General features: G+C 37.4%; 24 protein-coding genes and 1 pseudogene. 9 read left to right on the forward strand and 16 right to left on the reverse strand.

The window, feature by feature from the left end; translation table 11 throughout:
• Nucleotides 1–582 carry a glyoxalase-like domain protein gene (locus tag EA365_07030; protein ID TVQ45806.1) on the reverse strand — a complete coding sequence of 194 codons (582 nt, stop codon included), beginning with the start codon at nt 580–582 and terminating at the stop codon, nt 1–3.
• A 377-nt stretch (nt 583–959) separates the two neighbouring features.
• Here EA365_07030 and EA365_07035 point away from each other — a divergent pair, with 377 nt between their 5' ends.
• The gene (locus EA365_07035) at nt 960–1,562 is read left to right on the forward strand and encodes a sigma-70 family RNA polymerase sigma factor (GenBank protein ID TVQ45807.1); all 603 of its coding nucleotides are present in this window, start codon (nt 960–962) and stop codon (nt 1,560–1,562) included.
• On the opposite strand, the gene EA365_07040 is transcribed toward EA365_07035, so the two are convergent.
• From EA365_07040 to EA365_07050, 3 genes are all read right to left on the reverse strand, one after another.
• A complete protein-coding gene (locus EA365_07040) occupies nt 1,537–1,809 on the reverse strand; it encodes a DUF2442 domain-containing protein (protein ID TVQ45808.1) in 273 nt (90 codons plus the stop codon). The two genes, EA365_07035 and EA365_07040, sit on opposite strands and share 26 nt — an antisense overlap.
• Complete coding sequence (locus tag EA365_07045; protein TVQ45809.1) at nt 1,781–2,026, reverse strand: DUF4160 domain-containing protein; 246 nt, start codon at nt 2,024–2,026, stop codon at nt 1,781–1,783. The genes EA365_07040 and EA365_07045 overlap by 29 nt, the downstream gene beginning before the upstream one ends.
• A gap of 111 nt (nt 2,027–2,137) precedes the next feature.
• Nucleotides 2,138–2,503, reverse strand: coding sequence for a sulfite exporter TauE/SafE family protein (locus EA365_07050; protein TVQ45810.1), 366 nt, complete (start codon nt 2,501–2,503; stop codon nt 2,138–2,140).
• Nucleotides 2,504–2,562: 59 nt separating this feature from the next.
• Between EA365_07050 and EA365_07055 the strand changes: the two genes are divergently transcribed.
• The 5 genes from EA365_07055 (at nt 2,563) to EA365_07075 (ending at nt 7,697) form a co-directional block, all read left to right on the forward strand.
• Nucleotides 2,563–4,188, forward strand: a complete 1,626-nt coding sequence (locus tag EA365_07055) for a Ppx/GppA family phosphatase (protein ID TVQ45811.1) — start codon at nt 2,563–2,565, stop codon at nt 4,186–4,188.
• 70 nt (nt 4,189–4,258) lie between these two features.
• Nucleotides 4,259–5,020 carry a pyrroloquinoline quinone biosynthesis protein gene (locus EA365_07060; protein ID TVQ45812.1) on the forward strand — a complete coding sequence of 254 codons (762 nt, stop codon included), beginning with the start codon at nt 4,259–4,261 and terminating at the stop codon, nt 5,018–5,020.
• Nucleotides 5,021–5,035: 15 nt separating this feature from the next.
• The gene (locus EA365_07065) at nt 5,036–5,515 is read left to right on the forward strand and encodes a pantetheine-phosphate adenylyltransferase (GenBank protein TVQ45813.1); all 480 of its coding nucleotides are present in this window, start codon (nt 5,036–5,038) and stop codon (nt 5,513–5,515) included.
• Nucleotides 5,508–6,860 (forward strand): anthranilate synthase component I, encoded by a 1,353-nt coding sequence (locus tag EA365_07070; protein TVQ45814.1) that lies wholly within the window; start codon nt 5,508–5,510, stop codon nt 6,858–6,860. Before EA365_07065 ends, EA365_07070 begins: the two co-directional genes overlap by 8 nt.
• Nucleotides 6,861–7,115: 255 nt before the next feature.
• On the forward strand, nt 7,116–7,697 hold the full coding sequence (locus EA365_07075; protein TVQ45815.1) for a Uma2 family endonuclease: 582 nt from the start codon (nt 7,116–7,118) through the stop codon (nt 7,695–7,697).
• Between the two features lie 211 nt (nt 7,698–7,908).
• On the opposite strand, the gene EA365_07080 is transcribed toward EA365_07075, so the two are convergent.
• The 3 genes from EA365_07080 to EA365_07090 form a co-directional block, all read right to left on the reverse strand.
• Nucleotides 7,909–8,382 carry a hypothetical protein gene (locus EA365_07080; protein TVQ45816.1) on the reverse strand — a complete coding sequence of 158 codons (474 nt, stop codon included), beginning with the start codon at nt 8,380–8,382 and terminating at the stop codon, nt 7,909–7,911.
• A gap of 73 nt (nt 8,383–8,455) precedes the next feature.
• Nucleotides 8,456–8,863 (reverse strand): hypothetical protein, encoded by a 408-nt coding sequence (locus EA365_07085; GenBank protein ID TVQ45817.1) that lies wholly within the window; start codon nt 8,861–8,863, stop codon nt 8,456–8,458.
• 34 nt (nt 8,864–8,897) lie between these two features.
• On the reverse strand, nt 8,898–9,377 hold the full coding sequence (locus EA365_07090; protein TVQ45818.1) for a 2-C-methyl-D-erythritol 2,4-cyclodiphosphate synthase: 480 nt from the start codon (nt 9,375–9,377) through the stop codon (nt 8,898–8,900).
• Nucleotides 9,378–9,403: 26 nt separating this feature from the next.
• Here EA365_07090 and EA365_07095 point away from each other — a divergent pair, with 26 nt between their 5' ends.
• Nucleotides 9,404–9,739 (forward strand): hypothetical protein, encoded by a 336-nt coding sequence (locus EA365_07095; protein ID TVQ45839.1) that lies wholly within the window; start codon nt 9,404–9,406, stop codon nt 9,737–9,739.
• Nucleotides 9,740–9,798: 59 nt separating this feature from the next.
• On the opposite strand, the gene EA365_07100 is transcribed toward EA365_07095, so the two are convergent.
• Nucleotides 9,799–10,110, reverse strand: a complete 312-nt coding sequence (locus EA365_07100) for a hypothetical protein (GenBank protein ID TVQ45819.1) — start codon at nt 10,108–10,110, stop codon at nt 9,799–9,801.
• 109 nt (nt 10,111–10,219) lie between these two features.
• Between EA365_07100 and EA365_07105 the strand changes: the two are divergent.
• A pseudogene (locus EA365_07105) lies at nt 10,220–10,312 on the forward strand (energy transducer TonB).
• Between the two features lie 225 nt (nt 10,313–10,537).
• Here EA365_07105 and EA365_07110 read toward each other — a convergent pair.
• The gene (locus EA365_07110) at nt 10,538–10,879 is read right to left on the reverse strand and encodes a hypothetical protein (GenBank protein TVQ45820.1); all 342 of its coding nucleotides are present in this window, start codon (nt 10,877–10,879) and stop codon (nt 10,538–10,540) included.
• A gap of 297 nt (nt 10,880–11,176) precedes the next feature.
• Here EA365_07110 and EA365_07115 point away from each other — a divergent pair, with 297 nt between their 5' ends.
• The gene (locus EA365_07115) at nt 11,177–11,818 is read left to right on the forward strand and encodes a PEP-CTERM sorting domain-containing protein (GenBank protein ID TVQ45821.1); all 642 of its coding nucleotides are present in this window, start codon (nt 11,177–11,179) and stop codon (nt 11,816–11,818) included.
• A 70-nt stretch (nt 11,819–11,888) separates the two neighbouring features.
• Here EA365_07115 and EA365_07120 read toward each other — a convergent pair whose 3' ends face one another.
• The 7 genes from EA365_07120 to EA365_07150 all read right to left on the reverse strand — a co-directional run bounded on the left by EA365_07120 (nt 11,889) and on the right by EA365_07150 (nt 19,829).
• The gene (locus EA365_07120) at nt 11,889–12,755 is read right to left on the reverse strand and encodes an Rpn family recombination-promoting nuclease/putative transposase (protein TVQ45822.1); all 867 of its coding nucleotides are present in this window, start codon (nt 12,753–12,755) and stop codon (nt 11,889–11,891) included.
• Complete coding sequence (locus tag EA365_07125; protein TVQ45823.1) at nt 12,752–14,071, reverse strand: cobyrinate a,c-diamide synthase; 1,320 nt, start codon at nt 14,069–14,071, stop codon at nt 12,752–12,754. The genes EA365_07120 and EA365_07125 overlap by 4 nt, the downstream gene beginning before the upstream one ends.
• On the reverse strand, nt 14,071–15,444 hold the full coding sequence (gene opcA / locus EA365_07130; GenBank protein ID TVQ45824.1) for a glucose-6-phosphate dehydrogenase assembly protein OpcA: 1,374 nt from the start codon (nt 15,442–15,444) through the stop codon (nt 14,071–14,073). The genes EA365_07125 and opcA overlap by 1 nt, the downstream gene beginning before the upstream one ends.
• A 28-nt stretch (nt 15,445–15,472) precedes the next feature.
• Entirely contained in the window at nt 15,473–17,002 is a 1,530-nt protein-coding gene (locus EA365_07135; protein ID TVQ45825.1) for a glucose-6-phosphate dehydrogenase, read from the reverse strand.
• Nucleotides 17,003–17,185: 183 nt separating this feature from the next.
• Entirely contained in the window at nt 17,186–18,574 is a 1,389-nt protein-coding gene (locus EA365_07140) for an NCS2 family permease (protein TVQ45826.1), read from the reverse strand.
• A gap of 85 nt (nt 18,575–18,659) precedes the next feature.
• The gene (locus EA365_07145; protein ID TVQ45827.1) at nt 18,660–19,130 is read right to left on the reverse strand and encodes an MEKHLA domain-containing protein; all 471 of its coding nucleotides are present in this window, start codon (nt 19,128–19,130) and stop codon (nt 18,660–18,662) included.
• Between the two features lie 24 nt (nt 19,131–19,154).
• On the reverse strand, nt 19,155–19,829 hold the full coding sequence (locus EA365_07150) for a hypothetical protein (protein TVQ45828.1): 675 nt from the start codon (nt 19,827–19,829) through the stop codon (nt 19,155–19,157).
• Nucleotides 19,830–19,902 lie beyond the last annotated feature (73 nt).

Genomic DNA, 19,902 nt, shown 5'->3' on the forward strand with positions numbered 1-19,902 from the left:
TTAACTATCTACTTCCGCCATTTCAATCACTCTATCATTAAAATCTTTGACCAAAAAATTAAGGGGTCTATCTTTGCGTATCTTATATTTAAGTCTTCTAGCTTGAATCTTGAGTAATAATTGTTCTAAACAATCGTGGTCAAAACAAACGTGACGTTGACGATTTTTATAACCTAGATTAGAACCTGAGATAACGTGTAATTGAATATTTTTTTTGAGTTGATACCATAAACCTTCTGAACCTGCTACAGCAGTACTGGTTTTAGTAGCACTAGGACTAGTGGCTAGATAAAGTGGTTCAATTCCACCTGCTCCTAGGGTTTGTTCATAGTTATAGTAATAATGTAGGGGTACATCTGCTACGGGTAAATTGAGTACACCTTCGTAGAATTCTCTAGCGATTTCTAAATCAGAAACCATGATGGTATGTACTTTAGGTGCACTAGTTAGAAACATCCACATAGCTAAAGCGTAAGCTGCCAAAAGCATAACCATGATTCCCTGTGTAGAGAAGATGGTATCTAGTGAGGAAGGGAAAAAAGCCGCCAAATAGAGAAGATGATTTATCGCTACTTGTGTCATAAACTATTAAAATTAAAGATACAGGTGCATTTAGGTTTATTATAGCAGTACGCATCTGGAGTGTTTGACATTTTCAAGTCGTGAAACCCATATAAAGAGTTCGAGGTTCCGTCTCCGAAGTCTCCCTACTCCCCTCCTGACAAGGGTAGGTTTTTTACAATAAGTTTGTAGTCAAGGTAAGACAAGGCAGACAAGGAGGGAAAGTAGACTCTCGAAGTATATGTATTTAAATATTACCTTGAATCAAAAACACACTTTTTGAATTGTAGTATCTACCTTGTCCCCCATTCTTCGTTCCTTCCTTGTCTCGTCTTCACCGAAATGTTAAAAACCTACACCTGTGAGCTACTCCCCTCTCCCTCTTGCCTTCTTATTTTATGCGCGTTCCCGAATTTCCCGAAGCTAATCATCCTCTCCTTGATTCTCTCAAAACCCAAAGAGATTCAGAATTACTCAGACAGTTTCAAGATTATCCAGATCAAGGTAAGTTCTTTGCTGCTATCTTTTATCGTTATTATCCAATTGTTTATGGTTTAATCCTGCAAAATCTAGTTACCCCTGAAGTGACTAATTATTTATTGGCTTTGGTTTGGCGTCAATTTTTCTATGAAATGCGTGGTTTAGTCTTCGAGGATTTACCCTTAGATTCTCTCCAGGATTGGTTAATCTATCATACTGGAGCATTTTTACGGGAAGTTAGTGTACCCGAGATGATCACTTATGATTTAGAGACAACTCCACCCCCATTATGGTGTTATGTGGAACAGGGTTTAGAAAATCTTGACCCTTTATCGCGGTTTATTTTAGTGATGAGTGAAAAATTTAATTGGAATCAAACCAGGATTATTGCTTACCTACAAGCTGAAGGTCAAACTATCTCTCTAGAAGAAGTAAATCATTATTTAGAGCAAGGTTATACTGATTTACAAGCTAGTTTACCTGCTGATATTCGCGCTATTTATCTAGAAAGTTACGGTTAACCGCAGGTGCACCACGCAACATACCTTCTGTACTAAGATCCTCGTCGATATCACTCCAGTGAATTCCATAACCACCGCCGCAAACTTCCCAGTTTGAACGTTGAGCAGGTGTGGCATTAAGTAGTCTTGGATACCAAACTAGAGGTACTGTAATTACCCTCCCATCCATTAAATCAACGCTAATAGTCTCGTCAGTAAAGTAAACATTCTTTACTCTCTCATCCGTCCGAATTGCCGAAATACTCATACCAACCCTCCAAGAGATTTTTCTGATTTTCTAAGACTATCGATTGTAATTGGCGAAGTTCTTTAGCACTAAAACCAATGTTACTAGATAAGCTAACTGGTTTTAACCAAAATTTAGCCGATGAAGCATCGCGGTCAATATGTATGTGCGGTGGCTCATTCAGTTCATGGCTATAAAAGTAAAAGCGGTAAGGACCGAGCCGTAAAACTGTTGGCATAATTCTAGATTATAGCATTACAGGTATCTGCAACTATTTTAAGTAAATGAACTACACAATAGCGTTGCTGAACTAAGATATGATGAGTTCCTAGGAAGGAGACTTCTTCCCTTACTTTCCGCTAACCATTTTTACACCAACGAGAATCAAAGCTACTCCAAAAACTCTTCCTAACATTTCTTTGGGAATAGCTAGGGCTATTTTTGCTCCTAGCAATCCTCCGATAACAAAGCCAATACACATTAATACGGCTACTTTTAAGTTAACATAACCTTGTTGATAATAAGTCCATACCGCTAAGAGTCCAATGGGAGGGATCATCATCGCTAAACTCGTTCCTTGGGCTTCTTGTTGGCTAAACTTAAAGAGGAAAACTAAGGTAGGAACTATTAATATTCCTCCACCTATACCAATTAAACCGCTAAGTGTTCCCGCTGCTAAACCTAACCCTAAGTATAAAATTATTGCTAAATCCATGTTCAGTTAGACTCATTTAAGCTTAATATACCTTAAGATAGTTTCTCTTAGCAACAATCATGGTTGACTCCCTCATCAAGACTAACCCCATTTCCAATGCTAAAAATCTCGATGATTGTATTTTAGCCGCGATCGATATCGGTACTAATTCTGTCCATATGGTAGTAGTAAAAATCGACGCTCAGTTACCCGCTTTTACGATTATAGCCAGAGAAAAAGATACTGTTCGCTTGGGCGATCGCCATCCTGAAACGGGAGAATTAACCCCTGAAGCGATGAATCGAGCTATAGAAGCCCTCAAACGCTGTCAAGCTTTAGCAATTAGTCTCAAAGCTAGAGATATTATAGCAGTAGCTACTAGTGCTACTAGGGAAGCACCTAACGGAAGAGCATTTTTAGAACATATTCAAACAGAATTAGGAATCTCAGTAGATTTAATTTCAGGACAAGAAGAAGCCAGACGTATTTATCTCGGGGTTTTATCTGGTTTAGACTTTCAACAGACACCACATATTATTATTGATATTGGGGGAGGATCGACAGAATTAATTTTAGCCGATAGTCAAGAACCTCGCTTCCTGAGTAGTACTAAAGTAGGCGCTGTTCGTCTTACTCAAGACTTTATCAGCACCGATCCTATTAGTACTATTGAGTTTGTTAGGTTACAGGCTTATATCAGAGGTATGCTCGAACGTCCTGTAGAAAATATTTTACAAAGTTTGCGTACAGGAGAGCAACCCCGTTTAGTAGGAACTTCTGGTACAATCGAAACCCTAACCACAATTAGTGCTCTCAAAAAATTAGGAACTACTCCTACTCCTCTACAAGGTTATCAAATTAGTAGAAGAGAAATCAAGGAAATAGTTAAACAACTAGTCGCTTTAGACTACTCAGGAAGAGCCGCTATACCTGGTATGTCCGAAAAAAGAGCTGAAATTATTCTAGCAGGTGCAATGGTTTTAGTAGAAGCGATGACCATGCTCAATCTCGATCAGATTACCTTGTGTGAACGATCTCTGCGAGAAGGAATTATCGTCGATTGGATGTTGAATAATGGCTATATAGAGAGTCGTTTACGCTATCAAACCGAAGTCAGAGAACGTAGTGTCCTGAAAATAGCCCATAAATACCAAACTAATCTAGATTATGGTCAAAAAGTAGCTAGTTTTACTCTAAGTATATTTGACCAACTTCAGGGAGTTTTACACAATTGGGGAGATAAAGCGAAAGAGTTATTGTGGGCTGCTGCGATTTTACATAATTGTGGGTTATATATAAGTCATGCTGCTCACCATAAACACTCCTATTATCTGATTCGTCACGCAGAATTATTAGGCTATACCGAAACAGATATAGAAATAATCGCTAATTTAGCTCGTTACCACCGTAAAAGTAAACCAAAAAAGAAACACGAAAATTATAATAATCTTAGTCATAAAGAAACCAAACTATTGGTTAGACAATTAAGCGCTATTCTACGTCTGGCGATCGCTTTAGATCGTCGTCAAATTGGCGCTATTAATAAGATAGAATGTAAATATGATCCTGAATATCAACAGTTACACCTCCATTTAAACCCTAGTTATCCTAATGATGATTGCGCCTTAGAATTGTGGAGTTTAGATTATAAAAAAGGAGTATTTGAAGAAGAGTTTGGCGTAAAAATAGTCACGACTTTACGATAAAATAGTTATCATAATTAATTTTTTTTGCCATATCTATGTTAAATTAGAAAAAAAATATTGAGGTGAAACAATGGGTTACAGATACATTAATAACGTAGCTAATCAAGAGAATATACAAAAATTGCTAGAATTAGTAGATTTAGCCGCAGGTGCACCTGTAGATGTCAACAGCGTTTTTGATCTTAGCGACAAACTGAATCAAAGTAAACCAATGAATAGGTGTCTTAAAGTACTGAAAAAGAATCCAGCTAGTGCTCAAATAATTGAGGAACGTTATACAGGACCTCTCTATGATTTAGAGGCTATGCTAAAGATGCCTAAATATTCTCTAGGCTGGACTTATGCCCGAGTGATGAGTACTCTAGATTATGACCCCCAATTCTACCGACATCCGGAAACTTTCAGCAATGATGAAGCTTACGTCAATTTTCGTGTCTATAAAACTCACGACATCCACCATATCTTAACAGGATTTAGTTTAGATAATTTAGGGGAATTAGGGGTTATTTCAGTAAGCGCTGGTCAATTCGCTTATCCTGCTTTTATTTTTCTTGATTTAATTAGTATGTTTACCTCTTTCTTGGCTAACGAAGATTTATATCAACCAGATTTAGATATGACTGAAGCAGCTAAAACTCTAGGTTATAAATTTGAGGTAATTAGCAAAGGATTGCAAATAGGACAAGCAGCTAAACCTTTATTTCCTATTAAATGGGAGGAAGGATTCGAACGTCCAATCGATGAGTGGAGACAAGAATTAAACATAAAACCAGTGACAGAAGGTTTTTATAGTTGGTACACTCGTCCCGAATTAGCAAACGCAATAGCTTAAAATAATTTTAAACCAGTGATTGCTATCTATCCAGGCAGTTTTGACCCAATTACTCTAGGACATATAGACATCATTGAACGCAGTTCTAAACTGTTTGAAAAGGTGATTGTTGCTGTCTTATCTAATCCGAGTAAAAGTCCGCTATTTTCTCAAGCCAAAAGAATCGAACAAATCAGCGAATGTACACAACATTTGACTAACGTAGAGGTAGATAGTTTCACAGGATTAACCGTAGAATACGCTCGTTTACGTCAAGCGGGAGTATTACTACGGGGATTGCGGGTTTTATCTGATTTTGAAAAAGAATTACAAATGGCTCATACCAATAAAACTCTATGTGAGGATATTGAAACAGTGTTTTTAGCTACCACTAAAGAATATAGTTTTCTCAGTAGTAGTGTGGTGAAAGAAATAGCCCGTTTTGGTGGTTCAGTTAATCATCTAGTCACGGAAAATATAGCTAAAGACCTTTATAATTCCTATCAGCATGAGTAGATATTGGCGATCGCTTCCTCTAGAAAATCGTCCAGGTAGAGTTATTTTTAATCAATTATTTCGTCGGGTTTCTCCTATTGCTACTCTCTTAGAAAGTCCTTTTCCTACTTATCAAGAACAACCCTCTTTAGCGCGCTATTCTATTTGTGCGGGAGAACCTATAATTAAGGATGGAGTAAAACAACTATTTACACCCCCAATCGGTGAGATCCTACCTCTGTTACGTTCTCTAATTACTAACAATCAACAGTCAACAAATTCCCCCGATTTACCCTTTACAGGAGGATGGTTGGGATGGTTGGGTTATGATTTAGCTTGGGAAATTGAAAACTTACCTCAACTGAAACAGGATACTCTACCCTTTCGGGTGGCTTATTGGTATGAACCTGCTCAATTGGCGATCGCCGATCATCTGGAACAAACTCTCTGGTTGGCTGCACCTACTTTAACAGAAGTTGAGGAATTAGTGACACAGCTGCGATCGCCAGTTGAAGAAACTTACTCAGAAAGCAATATCTTAGATTTTTCCTTAGTTAGTTCCCAATCAGATTACGAACAAGCTGTAACTAAAGCTTTGGATTATATTCACGCAGGGGATATCTTTCAAGCTAATCTATCTCTACGTTTTCAAGTCTCAACCCAACAAGATTCTTGGTCAATTTATCAACGTCTTTCTACTATTAATCCTTCACCCTTTGCTAGTTATTGGCAAACTCCCTGGGGTGTGATGATTAGTTGTTCTCCTGAACGTTTAATTAAATTACAGGGAAATCAAGCCGAAACTCGCCCCATCGCGGGGACTCGTAGTCGGGGAGAAACTGAACAATTAGATAGACAACTAGCCCAAGAATTAATTAATACTACCAAAGAACGCGCCGAACATATTATGTTGGTAGATTTAGAAAGAAATGATTTAGGGAGAGTCTGTCAATGGGGTTCGGTAGAGGTAGATGAGTTGTTTACTATAGAACGTTATAGTCATGTCATGCACCTAGTTAGTAACGTCAAGGGTACACTGCATCGAGATTATGACCCTATAGACTTAATTAGGGCTGTTTTCCCTGGGGGAACGATTACAGGATGTCCGAAGGTTCGCTGTTTAGAGATTATTGAAGAATTAGAACCCCTACGACGTAATTTATTTTATGGTTCTTGTGGTTATATCAATTACAATGGCGATTTAGATTTAAATATTTTGATTCGCACCCTCTTATTTAGTCATAATCGAGTCTGGGGACAAGTAGGAGCAGGAATAGTCGCCGATAGCGATCCTACTCAAGAATGGTACGAATCTCTCTATAAAGCCCAAGCACAATTAGCGGCTTTAGGTGTTAACCAAAGATAAGGAAAGGTAGCGTTAACCAACATTCTAAATATACTTTACATTACTTAATTCGCTTTGATTGCTAAATGAATTAAATTATAATCAAAGCACACTAAGTATTAATTACTACCCCTCCTGACTCCTGACTCCTGACTACTTTCTCGCTTATTACAATTAGACGTGCGGAATGTAAGATGAAACCCATTACTAATCTACCTTTTGCCTCTTGCCTGCGCCTATCGCTATAATTGAAGAAAAATTATTTCAGTAAAAAAGATGGAAGCGATCGCTATTCCTAAAGGATTCAGGGTAACTCCAGAACAATTTGAACAGTTAGCTAATACCGAACAACTAGCAAAATTAGAATTAAGCAAAACTGGAGAATTGATAATCATGAGTCCTACTGGAGGTGAAGCAGGTCGGAAAAATCGTCGTTTGATACAACAAGTAGGCAATTGGACGGATCAAGATGCTACAGGAGAGGCTTTTGATTCTTCTACAGTTTTTATCTTACCTAATGGTGCAAGAAGAAGCCCAGATGTGAGTTGGATTAAATTAGAACGTTGGCATAAATTAACTCTAGAAGAAAAACAGGGTTTTCCGCCGATCGCTCCTGATTTTGTGATTGAGTTAGTAAGTTTTAGTGACCTGCAAAACCAGAGATATCAATACTTACAAGCCAAGATGCAGGAGTATTTAGATAATGGTGTTAAACTTGGTTGGTTGATTGAACCTATGGGGAAAATAGTAGAAATATATCGTCCTCAAAGGGAAGTAGAAATAGTTAATAATCCTCAAACTTTATCGGGAGAAAATGTCTTACCTGGATTTGTTTTAGATTTAAGTGAGATTTTGTGATAAGAGAAAGTTATAGCAGTACGCATCTGGAGTGTTTGACATTTTCGGGTCGTGAAATCTATATTAGGTGTTAGGTTTTAGGTAGAACGGTATTCCGAGTTCCTTTCTTCCGAATTCCGAATTCTCCCCTACTCCCATCTCCGAAGCTCCCTTTTACCTCTCTCCTGGCACGTAGTGCGATAACAACCGTATTTACCCTTAAATTATCAACCTACTGACAAGCCATCACAGAAATTGTATAAGTATCATTATTATTTCCCGCTATATTAAAGTTGACTTGATAAGGCTGTTGATCAATAGGATCTTGAAAAGGTAAAGAATAATTTTCACCAATTACCATGGGGACATCTTTTTTTTCTAAGGCTGTACTTGCTGCGTTATTAGGATACTTTAAGTTAATAGTAACATTATAGTTACCATCATTTTCTACCCGCATCATTGCTTCATAAGAGGTAAAATTTATTCCCGCAGGTATAGCAAAATCAGTATTAAAGTTATTGGTAATCCCTAGTGCTTGAATTTGTTTAGTAATCTCAGTCTCACCAGTAGTAACTTCTTGTAAAAATTGACAGTTAGAGGGAATAGATTCAGCTTGTGCTTGTAAGAATTCTGAAGCCACTAAAGAGGTAGAACTAAACAGAGATAACAAACCAATACCAACTACAGCAATTTTAGAGTAACTCATAGATTATTTATTATTAAAACAACGTGTTTATTTTAGCATATTTAGAGCAACTCTTGCGCGCTTACTTATTAATTTATGTTAACAATAAAAATAATAGACATATGATTACTATAATTAAAATAAAGAGAATTATTAACAGTAACCTATGGTTTTTACGCTTTTGTTGTTCAACGGTTGAGATTAATTGTGTGATTAATAAATAATGTGTTTTAGTTACTATTTTTAGTAAATCAGGGTAATCTAAATAACTTTTAGTTACTATTTGAATTAGATTGCCTTCATTAAAATAAATAGTTTTAATAACTGGTTCATCACAATAATAACTAAAAAAAATCAGATAATTATTGTTAAATAAACCTTGAAAAATTTGTTGTTTTAGAGTATCAGGAATTGGGAAATGTTCAGTATTATTAATTTCTTCAATGACAGAACGATTTAAGTTAAAGACAAATTGATCTAAATTATGAGTAATTAATGCCATTTTATGGTAACACCGCTTAATGCCGAATAGTTATTTACTCTTTATGAAGGATAATTACCGCATAAGCAGAAATCCCCTCTTCTTTGCCAACTGCGTCTAATCTTTCATTGGTGGTAGCTTTGATACCAATTTGATTAGAATTAATCCCTAGGGTTTTGGCAAGGCGATCGCGCATCAGTGTTAAGTGTGGTTTTAATTTTGGACGTTCAGCAACTATAACTGTGTCGATATTGCCAATTTGCCAACCTTGAGATAGGATAAGATCATTAACCTGTTCTAATAATAACAGACTGTTAGCACCTTGCCATTTTGAGTCAGAGGGGGGAAAATAATGACCAATATCTCCCAAAGACAAAGCACCTAACATAGCATCCATAATCGCATGAGTCAGGACGTCAGCGTCACTATGACCTAGTAAACCCAGAGAGTGGGGGATTTCTACTCCTCCTAAAATCAGGGGGCGTCCCGCGACTAAGCGATGGATATCATAACCATTACCAATACGAATGTTCATAGTCTCGATTTGTGGATACAGAATATATTTATCAAATTATCACTTTAGGGGTCAAGGCTTGCGTTGATCGAGATGCTGTTAAATTTGCTTCTTTGTTTACCCCTTCAGGAGAGATTATTTTAAAGAAAGACCAAAAAATTGTTAAACCTGATCTAGAGAGAGTGACGCGGGATTATTTTGCTAGTTTAGAATATATCAAAATTGACGTACTCAGTGTAATGATTCAGGGTAATCGGGCTTGCTTAGAGTGGTTATGGGAAGATTTTAACCAACTTAAACAGCAAAAAAACTCTCAAGAAAATTTGATTCTGATTACTTTTGAGGAAGGTTTGATACAGCGTTGGCGAGAATATCGAGGTTGATAGATTATCATCTTTACAATTATCCCGTCTCTAACTAGGAGACGAGATGGTGAATTATTTTATGATCCTGGACTATGTTGTTTAAAAGTATTTAATATAGTTTCGTCAGGATTATCTATACAAGAATTAATCACCTGATCTGTAAGTTGTCCCAAGTTAAGAACATTGATCGTTGTGGCGTTATTATGAGCAGTAATATACCCATGGTAAAATATGATGACTGATTCTCGATCGTCGCCACCCATTTGTAACATGGTTCTACAATCCATCGTCTCAATGTCAATGTCTTTGGGTAGTTCTTCTTGAGCTTTAACTACATTAACTCCAGTTAAAAGCAAAATTGTGGTTACAGCGCTTAATAATTTTTTCATTTTCACTCCTCAAATTTATCTTAGTTAGGGACGAATACCACGCATACAGTCATCAAAAGCTGCTTGATAGAGGTTATCGCGATCGTTCACTTGACGAACACCTCCTGAAACAGCACCAACACCACCACCAATCGCTGCTCCTGTACCTGCTCCTCCAAAAATAGCCCCTCCTAGAGCACCTGCGCCTGCTCCTACTGCTCCTCTTGTGAGTACTTGACCTCTGCTATTACGATTAGCATAGTCCGTAGCAAACCGATGACATTCTGTTGCCGAGGGTTGTTGTGCAAGTGTAACCGAGTTCCAAGTGATTAGATTCACGGCTACTAGGGCAGTTAAAATTAAACTATTGGTATATTTTGCCTTCATTCGCTTGTTTTTGCCATATTTGCTCAATACTGTTGGGATCGTCTCATTATTCTAATCGATTTTAGGGACGAATACCACGCATACAGTCATCAAAAGCTGCTTGATAGAGGTTATCGCGATCGTTCACTTGACGAACACCTCCTGAAACAGCACCAACGCCACCACCAATAGCTGCTCCTGTGCCTGCTCCTCCAAAAATAGCACCTCCTAGAGCTCCTACTCCTGCTCCTATTGCTCCTCTTTTGAGAAACTGACCTCTACTATTACGATTAGCATAATCTCTAGCAAATCGATCACATTCGATCGCTGATCTTTGTTCTGCAACTACTACTGACTGCCAAGTGATTAGATTCATGGCTACTAGAGTGGTTAAAATTAAAATATCGGTATATTTTGTCTTCATTTAGTTTGTTTGCGGTATTTGTTCAATACTGTTAGTATCGTCTCATCATTTTAATCGATTTTAGGTACGAATAACACGCATAAAGTCATCAAAAGTTTTCACCTGGTAACCTTTTTAAGAAACAACCCCACTATAAATAGTAAAACCAAGCAAATAAACGCAAATTAATGCTAGAACGAGATAAATCGGGGGGGGTAGAGATACAATCTTTAAAAACCTTTTTTGAGCCTAAATAACCTTTGTAAATCCTTAAAAAGGCTGCTATACTCTCGGCAGTTAGATATTTTAATCGGATTTATGCACAACAAAATTAATTCCATAATAGTTTCTACTTTTAGCTTATGCGCTCTTATTGGCGTTACTGCTAATTCTGCTCAAGCTCAAAATGCTCCTATTGAGATCAACAATCCTCCTATTAACATTAACTCCGATGACTTTATAGAAGTATCAGGTTCAGGATTTAACTATGATTTTTCCTACGTATTTGATCAATTTGTCTCTATTGAAGGGATGATTGATGGTACTCTCAGCAGTGTTGATAATGACACAATTCGGGTTAACAATGTCATGGCTACTTTAACTTCAACAGGTGGTACACTTGGCAACCGAACCTTTAGTTTTGATACAACTCTAGGAGGTTTTCATATTTCAGGAAGTTTTGATGAGAATCCTGGTTTCGTTAGTCTTTCAGGTAATTTATTCGATTTAGCGGTTATTGCTGAACCTATTGATAATGTATGTCTCCAAGGAGCTGGATTTTGTTTAATTGGAACTTTTGCTTCAAGTACTTTCCCTGGTCCTCAAGCTCAATCCTATACTCTTGATTCTGCTAATTTTGAAATCAGTGCAAAAGAAGTAATTCCAGAACCCATGACTATTTTAGGTTCATTATTTGTTTTTGGTTTTGGCTCTTTTTTAAAACGTCAATACAGCAAATAGTTAAGCTTAATTAATTTTGTTTATTCGGTAGCATTTTGCTACCGATTTTAGTTAATAAGTACATAAAAACTTAGTCTCTGTTTAGATATTTTCTCCCTTCTGTGATAACTATTTCTAAAGGTAAATCTAAGGTTTCGGAGATAACCTCTACACTTAATCCTAATTGTAGTAGTTTAGGGATAGTTTCTAGTTTGACTACTTGTCTTTCTTCTTGTCTCCCTAACTCGATTCCTTCCTCTCTCCCTAACTCGATTCCTTCCTCTCTCCCTAACTCAATTCCTTCCTCTCTACCTTCCTCTTTCGCTTCCTGATAAAATCTAGTTTGTTTCAAATCACTTAGACTAAACATCGCTTCTATCTCCTGACGTTGGGCAAAGGGTAATTTATAGATTAAAATACTTTCTATTAATTCTAAAATCTCGGCTTTGATGTTGCCATTATTTACCTGTTGAGTTACTCTCTCTATTAAGGGTTTGGCTATCTCTATGGCTTGAGTTGTTTCGGCGGTTACTAGTAGAATAGTGTTAATCCCGATTGACTCGGTTAACTCTAATTCATTAAGATAGATTCTCTCTACCCTTCCTGAATCGAATAACTCACGATAATTATCTCTATATTCTGATTCTATCTGAGGATGGGGATAAATAACCACTCCTCGCCAATCACTAGACAAAGATGTCTGAGTTAAATAGAGAAATATTTCCCCAAAGAAACGACGATAGAAATTAGCGTCATACTGAAATTGTACCTCTAGAAAGTAAATTGGTTGATTCTCTTGATTCGGGAGAAAGACACCATCAATGCGAAAAGAGAGTTGTTTTACTTCTACGGAAGAGAATTGATAAAGGTTAGCTGTTTCCTCTGAGGAGTTGATTAATTCAAAGAAAAACTCAGGGAAACTTTGAAAGAGTCGATAGAAGATGGTATCGGTTTTCACTTTGTAATTAAAAATTCTTGTACTATGTGGGGATAACCTCCGAAATGGAGATGTAAGTAAGAAGCATAGACTTTATTGATTCGCCAACCTTCGTAAGTATGATTAATTCTCCAGACTGGTTGTCGGGGTGAGGTAGTAAGTTGGGAGCGATGGAATTGATGACCCCATACTTGATCATCTTTGAAATCAGTTATTATACCTTGGGCTTGACGATAACCAAGAGTAAGTTTTTGAGTCATAATCGCCGTAGTGGGTAGAATACCTACCATTGACCAATGATTCTGGTTAAAATCAATAATCTCTTCACTGAGATACATTAATCCTCCACATTCAGCATAGGTGGGTAATCCTTGTTGAATAGCTTGTTTAAGGGCGTTTTTTCCTGCTTGATTCTCCGCTAATTGGGAAGCGAATACTTCTGGGTAACCTCCACCTAAATAGATTCCTTGAATATCAGGGGGTAATTTTTCCTCTTTTAGGGGACTCCAGGGGATTAATTTCACACCATTAGCAGTAAGAATGTCGAGATTATCTTGATAATAAAAGTTAAAAGCTTGGTCACGGGCGATCGCCAAACGTTGACGTTGTTTCCAAGGTATAGAGGGAAACAGGGATTGAGGGGAAGTTTTACTCTTAACAGACATTAAAGGGAGTAGTTGAGACCAATCAAAACAAGATTGACCGATCGCTGTTAGTTTATTACTAATCTCCGTAAATTGAGGTATTTCTGAAGGGATAACTAAACCTAGGTGTCGGGAAGGGAAGGTAACCGAGTCTTCACGTCTGAGGACACCTAAAATAGGTAAATTAAGGGGTTGTAAAGCGTTAGTGAGTAATTCTAAATGGCGATCGCTACCTACCCTATTAAGTATTACTCCTGCTAATTTTATCCTAGAGTCAAAGCTACGATAACCATGGGCGATCGCAGCTATTGAACCTGATAACCTAGAACAATCTATCACTAATAGTACTGGTAAATCCAAGAGACGAGCGATATGAGCGGTACTAGCAAAATCAGTAATCTTATTATAACTAATACCGTCAAATAAACCCATCACCCCTTCGATGAGAGCATAATCTACATCACAGGAGTGATAAGTAAAACAATTTTGCACATAATCACAGGAAGTCAGTACAGGATCTAAATTACGACAAGGGCGATCGCTAACCAGGCTATGAAACATAGGGTCAATATAGTCTGGACCTACTTTAAAAGATTGTACTGTTGCACCTTGACGGGTTAAATAAGCGAGAATAGCTAGGGTAACGGTAGTTTTACCTTCTCCTGAACGACAACCCGCGATAATTAGACCCATTAGCAGTTAATCAGCTGTAGAATTTGGTGAGTAATTTTCATCGCTTCTAGGTAGAGAGGATCGCGACCCCGAGTCTGTAACTGTTGTCCTAAAAGTATCTCAGTATTTTGATCATAAACAGGTGTTACTTGTTGAATTCGACAAGCTTGAGCACCTCCACCCGCTTCCATGCGCATACAACCTGCGGTTTCTGAACACAACACGGTACAGCAATCAGCCTGTAAATTGGTGGATGATAACCGTAAACTGAGTAAATCACCTAGTACATTTCCCCAGTCAGCCAGATTGATACCTCCTAATTCTGCTTGAATTTCTTTGCCGTCGCTATTAACTAGATTGATATGTTTGATATCGTTTCCTCCCTCGTCTTCTTGATATTGATAACTAACGGGACGCCATTTTAAGCGACTAGCTAACCAACCCAGATACATCAGTGCTTGAGTAGAGTTACCCTTTTCATAGTCTATTGTAACTTTATCAACTTCATAAATACCTGCACGTCGTTCAGGGGGATCAAAAGCTTGTGCTGCTAATTCTTGCCAAGGAGAGAGTCTCGACCAATTTAAGTCAGTAATTTTTACTCCATCTTCTAATAATTGAGCGAGCAATTGTAAATTAGCTTCAGGATAATTAAAGGTACTCGAATCAACGATAATCGCATCACTATCGTGACAGAGACGTTTAAATAAGCCATAATCTGGTTCTGGTGTCGCTTTCCACCATAAGAATGTGGGTAATTCTGCTATAACTAAAGCAGATATAATACCAGCTATTCTTTCTAAAGCTTCTGCTGTACCCTGTAGGGTTATATACTCACAACAGATTAAACTATGAGCCGATCGCTTTTGAATGGGACAATAAGCGGAAACTTGAGCTGTCACCCCTTGATCATCACCTACGGTAGGACAAAGAGTAATAATACGACAGGGATTAGAAGCAGCGATCGCGTCGGCGATACCTGCTCCTTGGAGGTCCGGACTATAGTGTGAAATCGCGTTAGCTTCTGCTTGAGATAATTTACCCGTGGTTTTCGCTTCCTCAAAAGCCTGTTGTAGCTTATTGAGTAACTGTGGGTTAGAATGTCCTGTGACTTCTATTTCATAGAATTTTTGAGCTGCTTTAATAGCTGAGATTGTTTTTGGTCCTGTTAAACCATCAATTGGACCGTTATAAAAATGTAAAGCTGCTAAGAGACGTTGGGTTTCTTCTGGTTCGTAAACTACTAGAGTAAAAGTTGTTGCTCTTGTGACACTAGGTCCATCGTCATTATTGCGATAACTTTGCCAGATTTCCCGTAATTCTGCCTCAATATCCTCAATTGAGACGTCTTTTGGTGCTTGTAAAGAAACTAGAGGGGTAGATGAGTGTACCATAATTAATCTTCAGCCTTAAGTAATAATTTTATAATCTGCGCCATTGACGACCATCTCTGTTGAGTAACAATTCTGCTTCTAATGGTTCCCATGTTCCCGCTTCATAAGTTGGGATCAAATTAGGATCGCTTGGTTGTTCCCAAGCATTAAGTACAGGTGTAACCACGCGCCAAGCTTCTTCTACTTCATCGGCGCGAGTAAACAGAGTTTGGTCTCCTAACATACAATCTAGCAAAAGACGATGATAAGCTTCTGCTGTTGCCATACCAAAAGCTGAACCATAACTAAAGTCCATATCTACAGTACGACTACGCAACTCTGTACCTGGCATTTTTGCTTCAAACCTTAAAGATATACCCTCATTAGGTTGAATACGCATAGTTAACACGTTAGGATTAGCTTGATGGGCGGCTGATTCAAAAATTAACAAGGGGACTTGGCGAAATTGAATGGCGATTTCTGATACTTTTTTAGGTAAGCGTTTCCCTGTGCGTAAATAAAAGGGTACACCTTGCCAACGCCAATTATCAATCAAAAGTTTTAACGCTACATAAGTTGGTGTGGTTGAACCTTCCTTTACTCCTGGTTCATCTCGATAACCACTTACTGGTTTACCTTTCATCCAACCTGCTGCATATTGTCCTCTCACTGCTGATAATTCTAGGTTGTCTATATCCGCTAGATGGGTAGCTTGTAAGACTTTGACTTTTTCGTTGCGGATACTATCTGCGTTAAGTGCGTTTGGCGCTTCCATCGCACACAAGCAAAATAGTTGTAGTAGGTGATTTTGCACCATATCTCTAAGTGCTCCAGAAGTATCATAATAACCCGCGCGTTCTTCTACTCCTACGCTTTCAGCTACGGTTATCTGTACGTGATCTACGTATTGACGATTCCAGAGGGGTTCAAAAATCGCGTTAGCGAAGCGAAAAACGAGCAAATTCTGAACGGTTTCTTTACCTAGATAGTGGTCAATGCGATAGACTTGTTCTTCTTTACAGACTTGTTGTACAATTTTATTGAGTGCTTGGGCTGTTCTGAGGTCTTTACCGAAGGGTTTCTCAATCACTATGCGGGTTTTATTGGGTTCGCGTATCATATTAGCAGCACCGAGATTTTTTAACCCTGGTGGGAAAAAGTTCGGTGATACTGCTAGATAAAAGACGCGGTTACCCATTGTACCCCTACGTCCGTCTAATTCTTCTAAGAAAGCTTTAAGCTTTTGATAGCTTGCTTCTTCGTCCATATTTCCTGAACAATAATATAACCCTTCGGCAAAGTCTGACCAGGTTTCTTCATCTCCTATCCCATCAGAGAATTCCTCTACTCCTTCCCGCATTTTTGAGCGGAAATATTCATGACTCCATTCTCGACGCGCTACCCCTACAATAGTTATTTCTGGTGGTAGTTTTCCTTCGCGTTTTAATTGGTATAAAGCGGGCACTAGTTTTCTTTGGGTTAAGTCTCCTGAAGCCCCAAATATAGTGATAATCAAGGGTTCAGGTATTCTTTCTTGTCTTAAACCTGCTCTGAGGGGATTTTCTAATAAATTTACCATAGTTTCTTTTGAGCTTTAAGGATGCTGATATCTTCAGGATATGTTTATTATATTATTTTTGTTGAGAAATATCTATTTTTAATAACATATAAAACCATACATAGATTTACCCTAAGACTTTCTTATTTTATACTCAGAAGTTTTCTATTTACCTTGATTTTAGACTTTCTTAAGAAATATAGATTAATCAAAACCTAAAGTCATAAAAGCAAATCTCAGTACAAATACTAGGGCTAAAATCCAGGTAGCCAAAGGTACTTCTTGGGCTTTTCCTTGGCAAGATTTGACTAAGGGATAAGTAATAAAACCTATAGATAAACCTTCAGCGATGGAAAAACTTAAAGGGATCATAAACATAGTTAAAAACGCGGGAATCGCTTCTCCTAAATCATTCCAGCGTATATAAACCACGTTAGACATCATCAAGACACCGACAATTATTAGGGTAGGTGCGGTAGCATAAGCTGGTATAGCTGCTAAAAGCGGGATGAATAGTAGAGAAATAAAAAATAACAAGGCTACTATCAAAGCCGTTAAACCTGTTTTACCACCTTCAGCGACTCCTGCTGCTGATTCTACATAAGTAGTAACACTAGAAGTACCCATCACAGCTCCTACAGTTGTGGCGATCGCGTCTGCTAAGAGTGCTTCATTTGCTCTAGGTAATTCTCCTTTAGCATTGATAAAACCTGCTTTCATCCCTACTCCTGTGAGAGTTCCGATTGTATCAAACATATCTACAAATAAGAAAACAAACAAAACCGCGAGGAAGTTAATTAAATTATCCAGACGTATCTGTAAAACTCCTTTAATCCCTTCAGCGAATAAATGGCTAGGAAAAGGAGGTATTTCTATTAATCCTTGGGGGGGTGGTGTTATCCCCAAAATCCAACCTAAAATAGCTGTAGCGAGAATTCCCCAGAGTAATCCCCCTTTTACCCCTCTTACCACAAAGGCGATGGTTATGAATAATCCTATTATCGCTACAATCGTGTTGGGTTCGGTTAAACTCCCAAAGGCTGTTTTGGTTACTGGTGATGAGACAATAATTCCTGCGCCTCCTGTTTCGGGATTACCTCCTAAACCTAGATAAGCGATAAATAAACCTATTCCTGCTCCTGTAGCACTTTTTAATGACATAGGAATGGCTTTAATAATCTGGTTACGAATATTACTGAGGGTTAAGCCAATAAAAATTAATCCTTCTACGAAAACAGCGGCTAAAGCTAAACGCCAATCAATTCCTAACCCTAAGACAACGGAATAAGCAAAAAAAGCATTAATACCCATTCCTGGAGCTAAACCAAAGGGATAATTAGCGTATAATGCCATAATTATTGTCCCGACTCCTGCAGATACCGCGGTAGCTACCACTAATTCTGAGAATAAATCTTGAGGTTGATTGAGAAATATACCATCAGAGAGAATCAGGGGATTAACGATGAGTATATAAGCCATCGTCATAAAAGTAGTTAAACCAGCTAAAATCTCGGTACGAAAGTTAGTGTTATATTCAGTTAATTTAAAATAATTGCTTATTTTGATCTGCCATTTGGTAGGACTTTCAATCATTTTAATTAAATAGCGATTCTGAGCAACAAGCCGGTATCCTATCACATAAGTTTACGCATAGCTGTGCGCTTTAATACATAATAACTTAGTCACAATATTCCCAATTAGAAAAAGTAGCAGCTTGACCACAAGCTTCACCTTGACTATTAACTAGATTCCAAATAATCGCTTTGTTAATCAAAAAACGTTTACCACTGCGAGAAATTCTGATACCTTGGTAATTATCAATAAAACCCTGTTGAGCAGCTAAAGTCAGCATTCTTTGACGTTCTTCGCGATTAATTGGTTCAGCGGTACATCGAGAAGGAGTTTGACAGAATTCATCCCAATTCATTTCCCAAAGTTGTAAAGCGATTTGATTACCATAAGTTAAAATAGGGTCAGGTGCAGTATTATGAGCAACCACCACAAAAGGAACATAAAATAAAGTTTCAGCTTCTAATAAAGTATCTCCTATTCTGGTTATTAATTGTTTACCTAAATACTTAGCATAACTATCTAATAAACACTGACTCTGATTAACAACTTGGGGTTGTTGCCAAATGAAATTAGTCATATTTATTTGCTTAAGATGTTCTGGTTAGTTTTCCTCGTTGAACTCACAAGGCAATATTGATAAAAATTCTTTGATATTTTCTTTTTGACTATTTTTTTCTATAGGTTGAGGAAAAGGTATTTTAATGGGAATTATTCTAGGACTTTTAAAATAAGAAATGAAATCATAACAACCCAAGTTTTCATCCTTAACTATCCATTCATTATTGATAAATGTTAAGGTTGGTTTTTCTATTGCTAGTGCATAAAAAAATGCCGAAGTTAGACTAGATATTATATACTTATGGTTTTGGTCTAGATTTTGAATACTTTCAGTATATTTATAATTAAGACCTGTGGTTAGATAAGGATGATGAGATTGTGTAAATTCTGACAATGACAGTTTCTTAAAAAATTCTTCTGGGTTGGAATGAGATAAATCAATTTCTTCTTGAGTTGCATCAGGGTTAAATTTTATGGCAAAATTATAATAATAAGATAATGAAAAACTACTACTTTTCTTATTAGTGATTACAAAACTTCCTTGTTCATAGGCAAAACCTATAAATAATTGGCTTCCGTCTTTTCTATAATAAGACCAGCGTGTTTTCCTGTTGTAATAATTTAAAGAGTAAGAGAATTCATCTTTATTTATCTGTACTGTAATTGTTTTGCGAAGTCTAACGTTATTAATAAAATCTATCCAAAAATCAGTATTCATAGACACCTGTCTTCCCCACCTTAACTCTTTACTTATATTAATACTCATTCCCAATCAAAGAAAGAGAATGAGT

Source organism: Gloeocapsa sp. DLM2.Bin57 (assembly GCA_007693955.1).
Taxonomy (GTDB): Bacteria; Cyanobacteriota; Cyanobacteriia; order Cyanobacteriales; family Gloeocapsaceae; genus Gloeocapsa.

Bases quoted from the DNA above. Each gene is read 5' to 3' on its own strand.
- EA365_07030 (TVQ45806.1), bottom strand. From the start codon at position 582: ATGACACAAGTAGCGATAAATCATCTTCTCTATTTGGCGGCTTTTTTC.
- EA365_07055 (TVQ45811.1), top strand. From the start codon at position 2,563: ATGGTTGACTCCCTCATCAAGACTAACCCCATTTCCAATGCTAAAAAT.
- EA365_07135 (TVQ45825.1), bottom strand. From the start codon at position 17,002: ATGGTAAATTTATTAGAAAATCCCCTCAGAGCAGGTTTAAGACAAGAA.
- EA365_07090 (TVQ45818.1), bottom strand. From the start codon at position 9,377: ATGAACATTCGTATTGGTAATGGTTATGATATCCATCGCTTAGTCGCG.
- EA365_07035 (TVQ45807.1), top strand. From the start codon at position 960: ATGCGCGTTCCCGAATTTCCCGAAGCTAATCATCCTCTCCTTGATTCT.
- EA365_07110 (TVQ45820.1), bottom strand. From the start codon at position 10,879: ATGAAGACAAAATATACCGATATTTTAATTTTAACCACTCTAGTAGCC.
- EA365_07100 (TVQ45819.1), bottom strand. From the start codon at position 10,110: ATGAAAAAATTATTAAGCGCTGTAACCACAATTTTGCTTTTAACTGGA.
- EA365_07050 (TVQ45810.1), bottom strand. From the start codon at position 2,503: ATGGATTTAGCAATAATTTTATACTTAGGGTTAGGTTTAGCAGCGGGA.
- opcA (TVQ45824.1), bottom strand. From the start codon at position 15,444: ATGGTACACTCATCTACCCCTCTAGTTTCTTTACAAGCACCAAAAGAC.
- EA365_07080 (TVQ45816.1), bottom strand. From the start codon at position 8,382: ATGAGTTACTCTAAAATTGCTGTAGTTGGTATTGGTTTGTTATCTCTG.
- EA365_07040 (TVQ45808.1), bottom strand. From the start codon at position 1,809: ATGAGTATTTCGGCAATTCGGACGGATGAGAGAGTAAAGAATGTTTAC.
- EA365_07145 (TVQ45827.1), bottom strand. From the start codon at position 19,130: ATGACTAATTTCATTTGGCAACAACCCCAAGTTGTTAATCAGAGTCAG.
- EA365_07075 (TVQ45815.1), top strand. From the start codon at position 7,116: ATGGAAGCGATCGCTATTCCTAAAGGATTCAGGGTAACTCCAGAACAA.
- EA365_07150 (TVQ45828.1), bottom strand. From the start codon at position 19,829: ATGAATACTGATTTTTGGATAGATTTTATTAATAACGTTAGACTTCGC.
- EA365_07070 (TVQ45814.1), top strand. From the start codon at position 5,508: ATGAGTAGATATTGGCGATCGCTTCCTCTAGAAAATCGTCCAGGTAGA.
- EA365_07140 (TVQ45826.1), bottom strand. From the start codon at position 18,574: ATGATTGAAAGTCCTACCAAATGGCAGATCAAAATAAGCAATTATTTT.
- EA365_07125 (TVQ45823.1), bottom strand. From the start codon at position 14,071: ATGGGTCTAATTATCGCGGGTTGTCGTTCAGGAGAAGGTAAAACTACC.
- EA365_07045 (TVQ45809.1), bottom strand. From the start codon at position 2,026: ATGCCAACAGTTTTACGGCTCGGTCCTTACCGCTTTTACTTTTATAGC.
- EA365_07115 (TVQ45821.1), top strand. From the start codon at position 11,177: ATGCACAACAAAATTAATTCCATAATAGTTTCTACTTTTAGCTTATGC.
- EA365_07085 (TVQ45817.1), bottom strand. From the start codon at position 8,863: ATGGCATTAATTACTCATAATTTAGATCAATTTGTCTTTAACTTAAAT.
- EA365_07060 (TVQ45812.1), top strand. From the start codon at position 4,259: ATGGGTTACAGATACATTAATAACGTAGCTAATCAAGAGAATATACAA.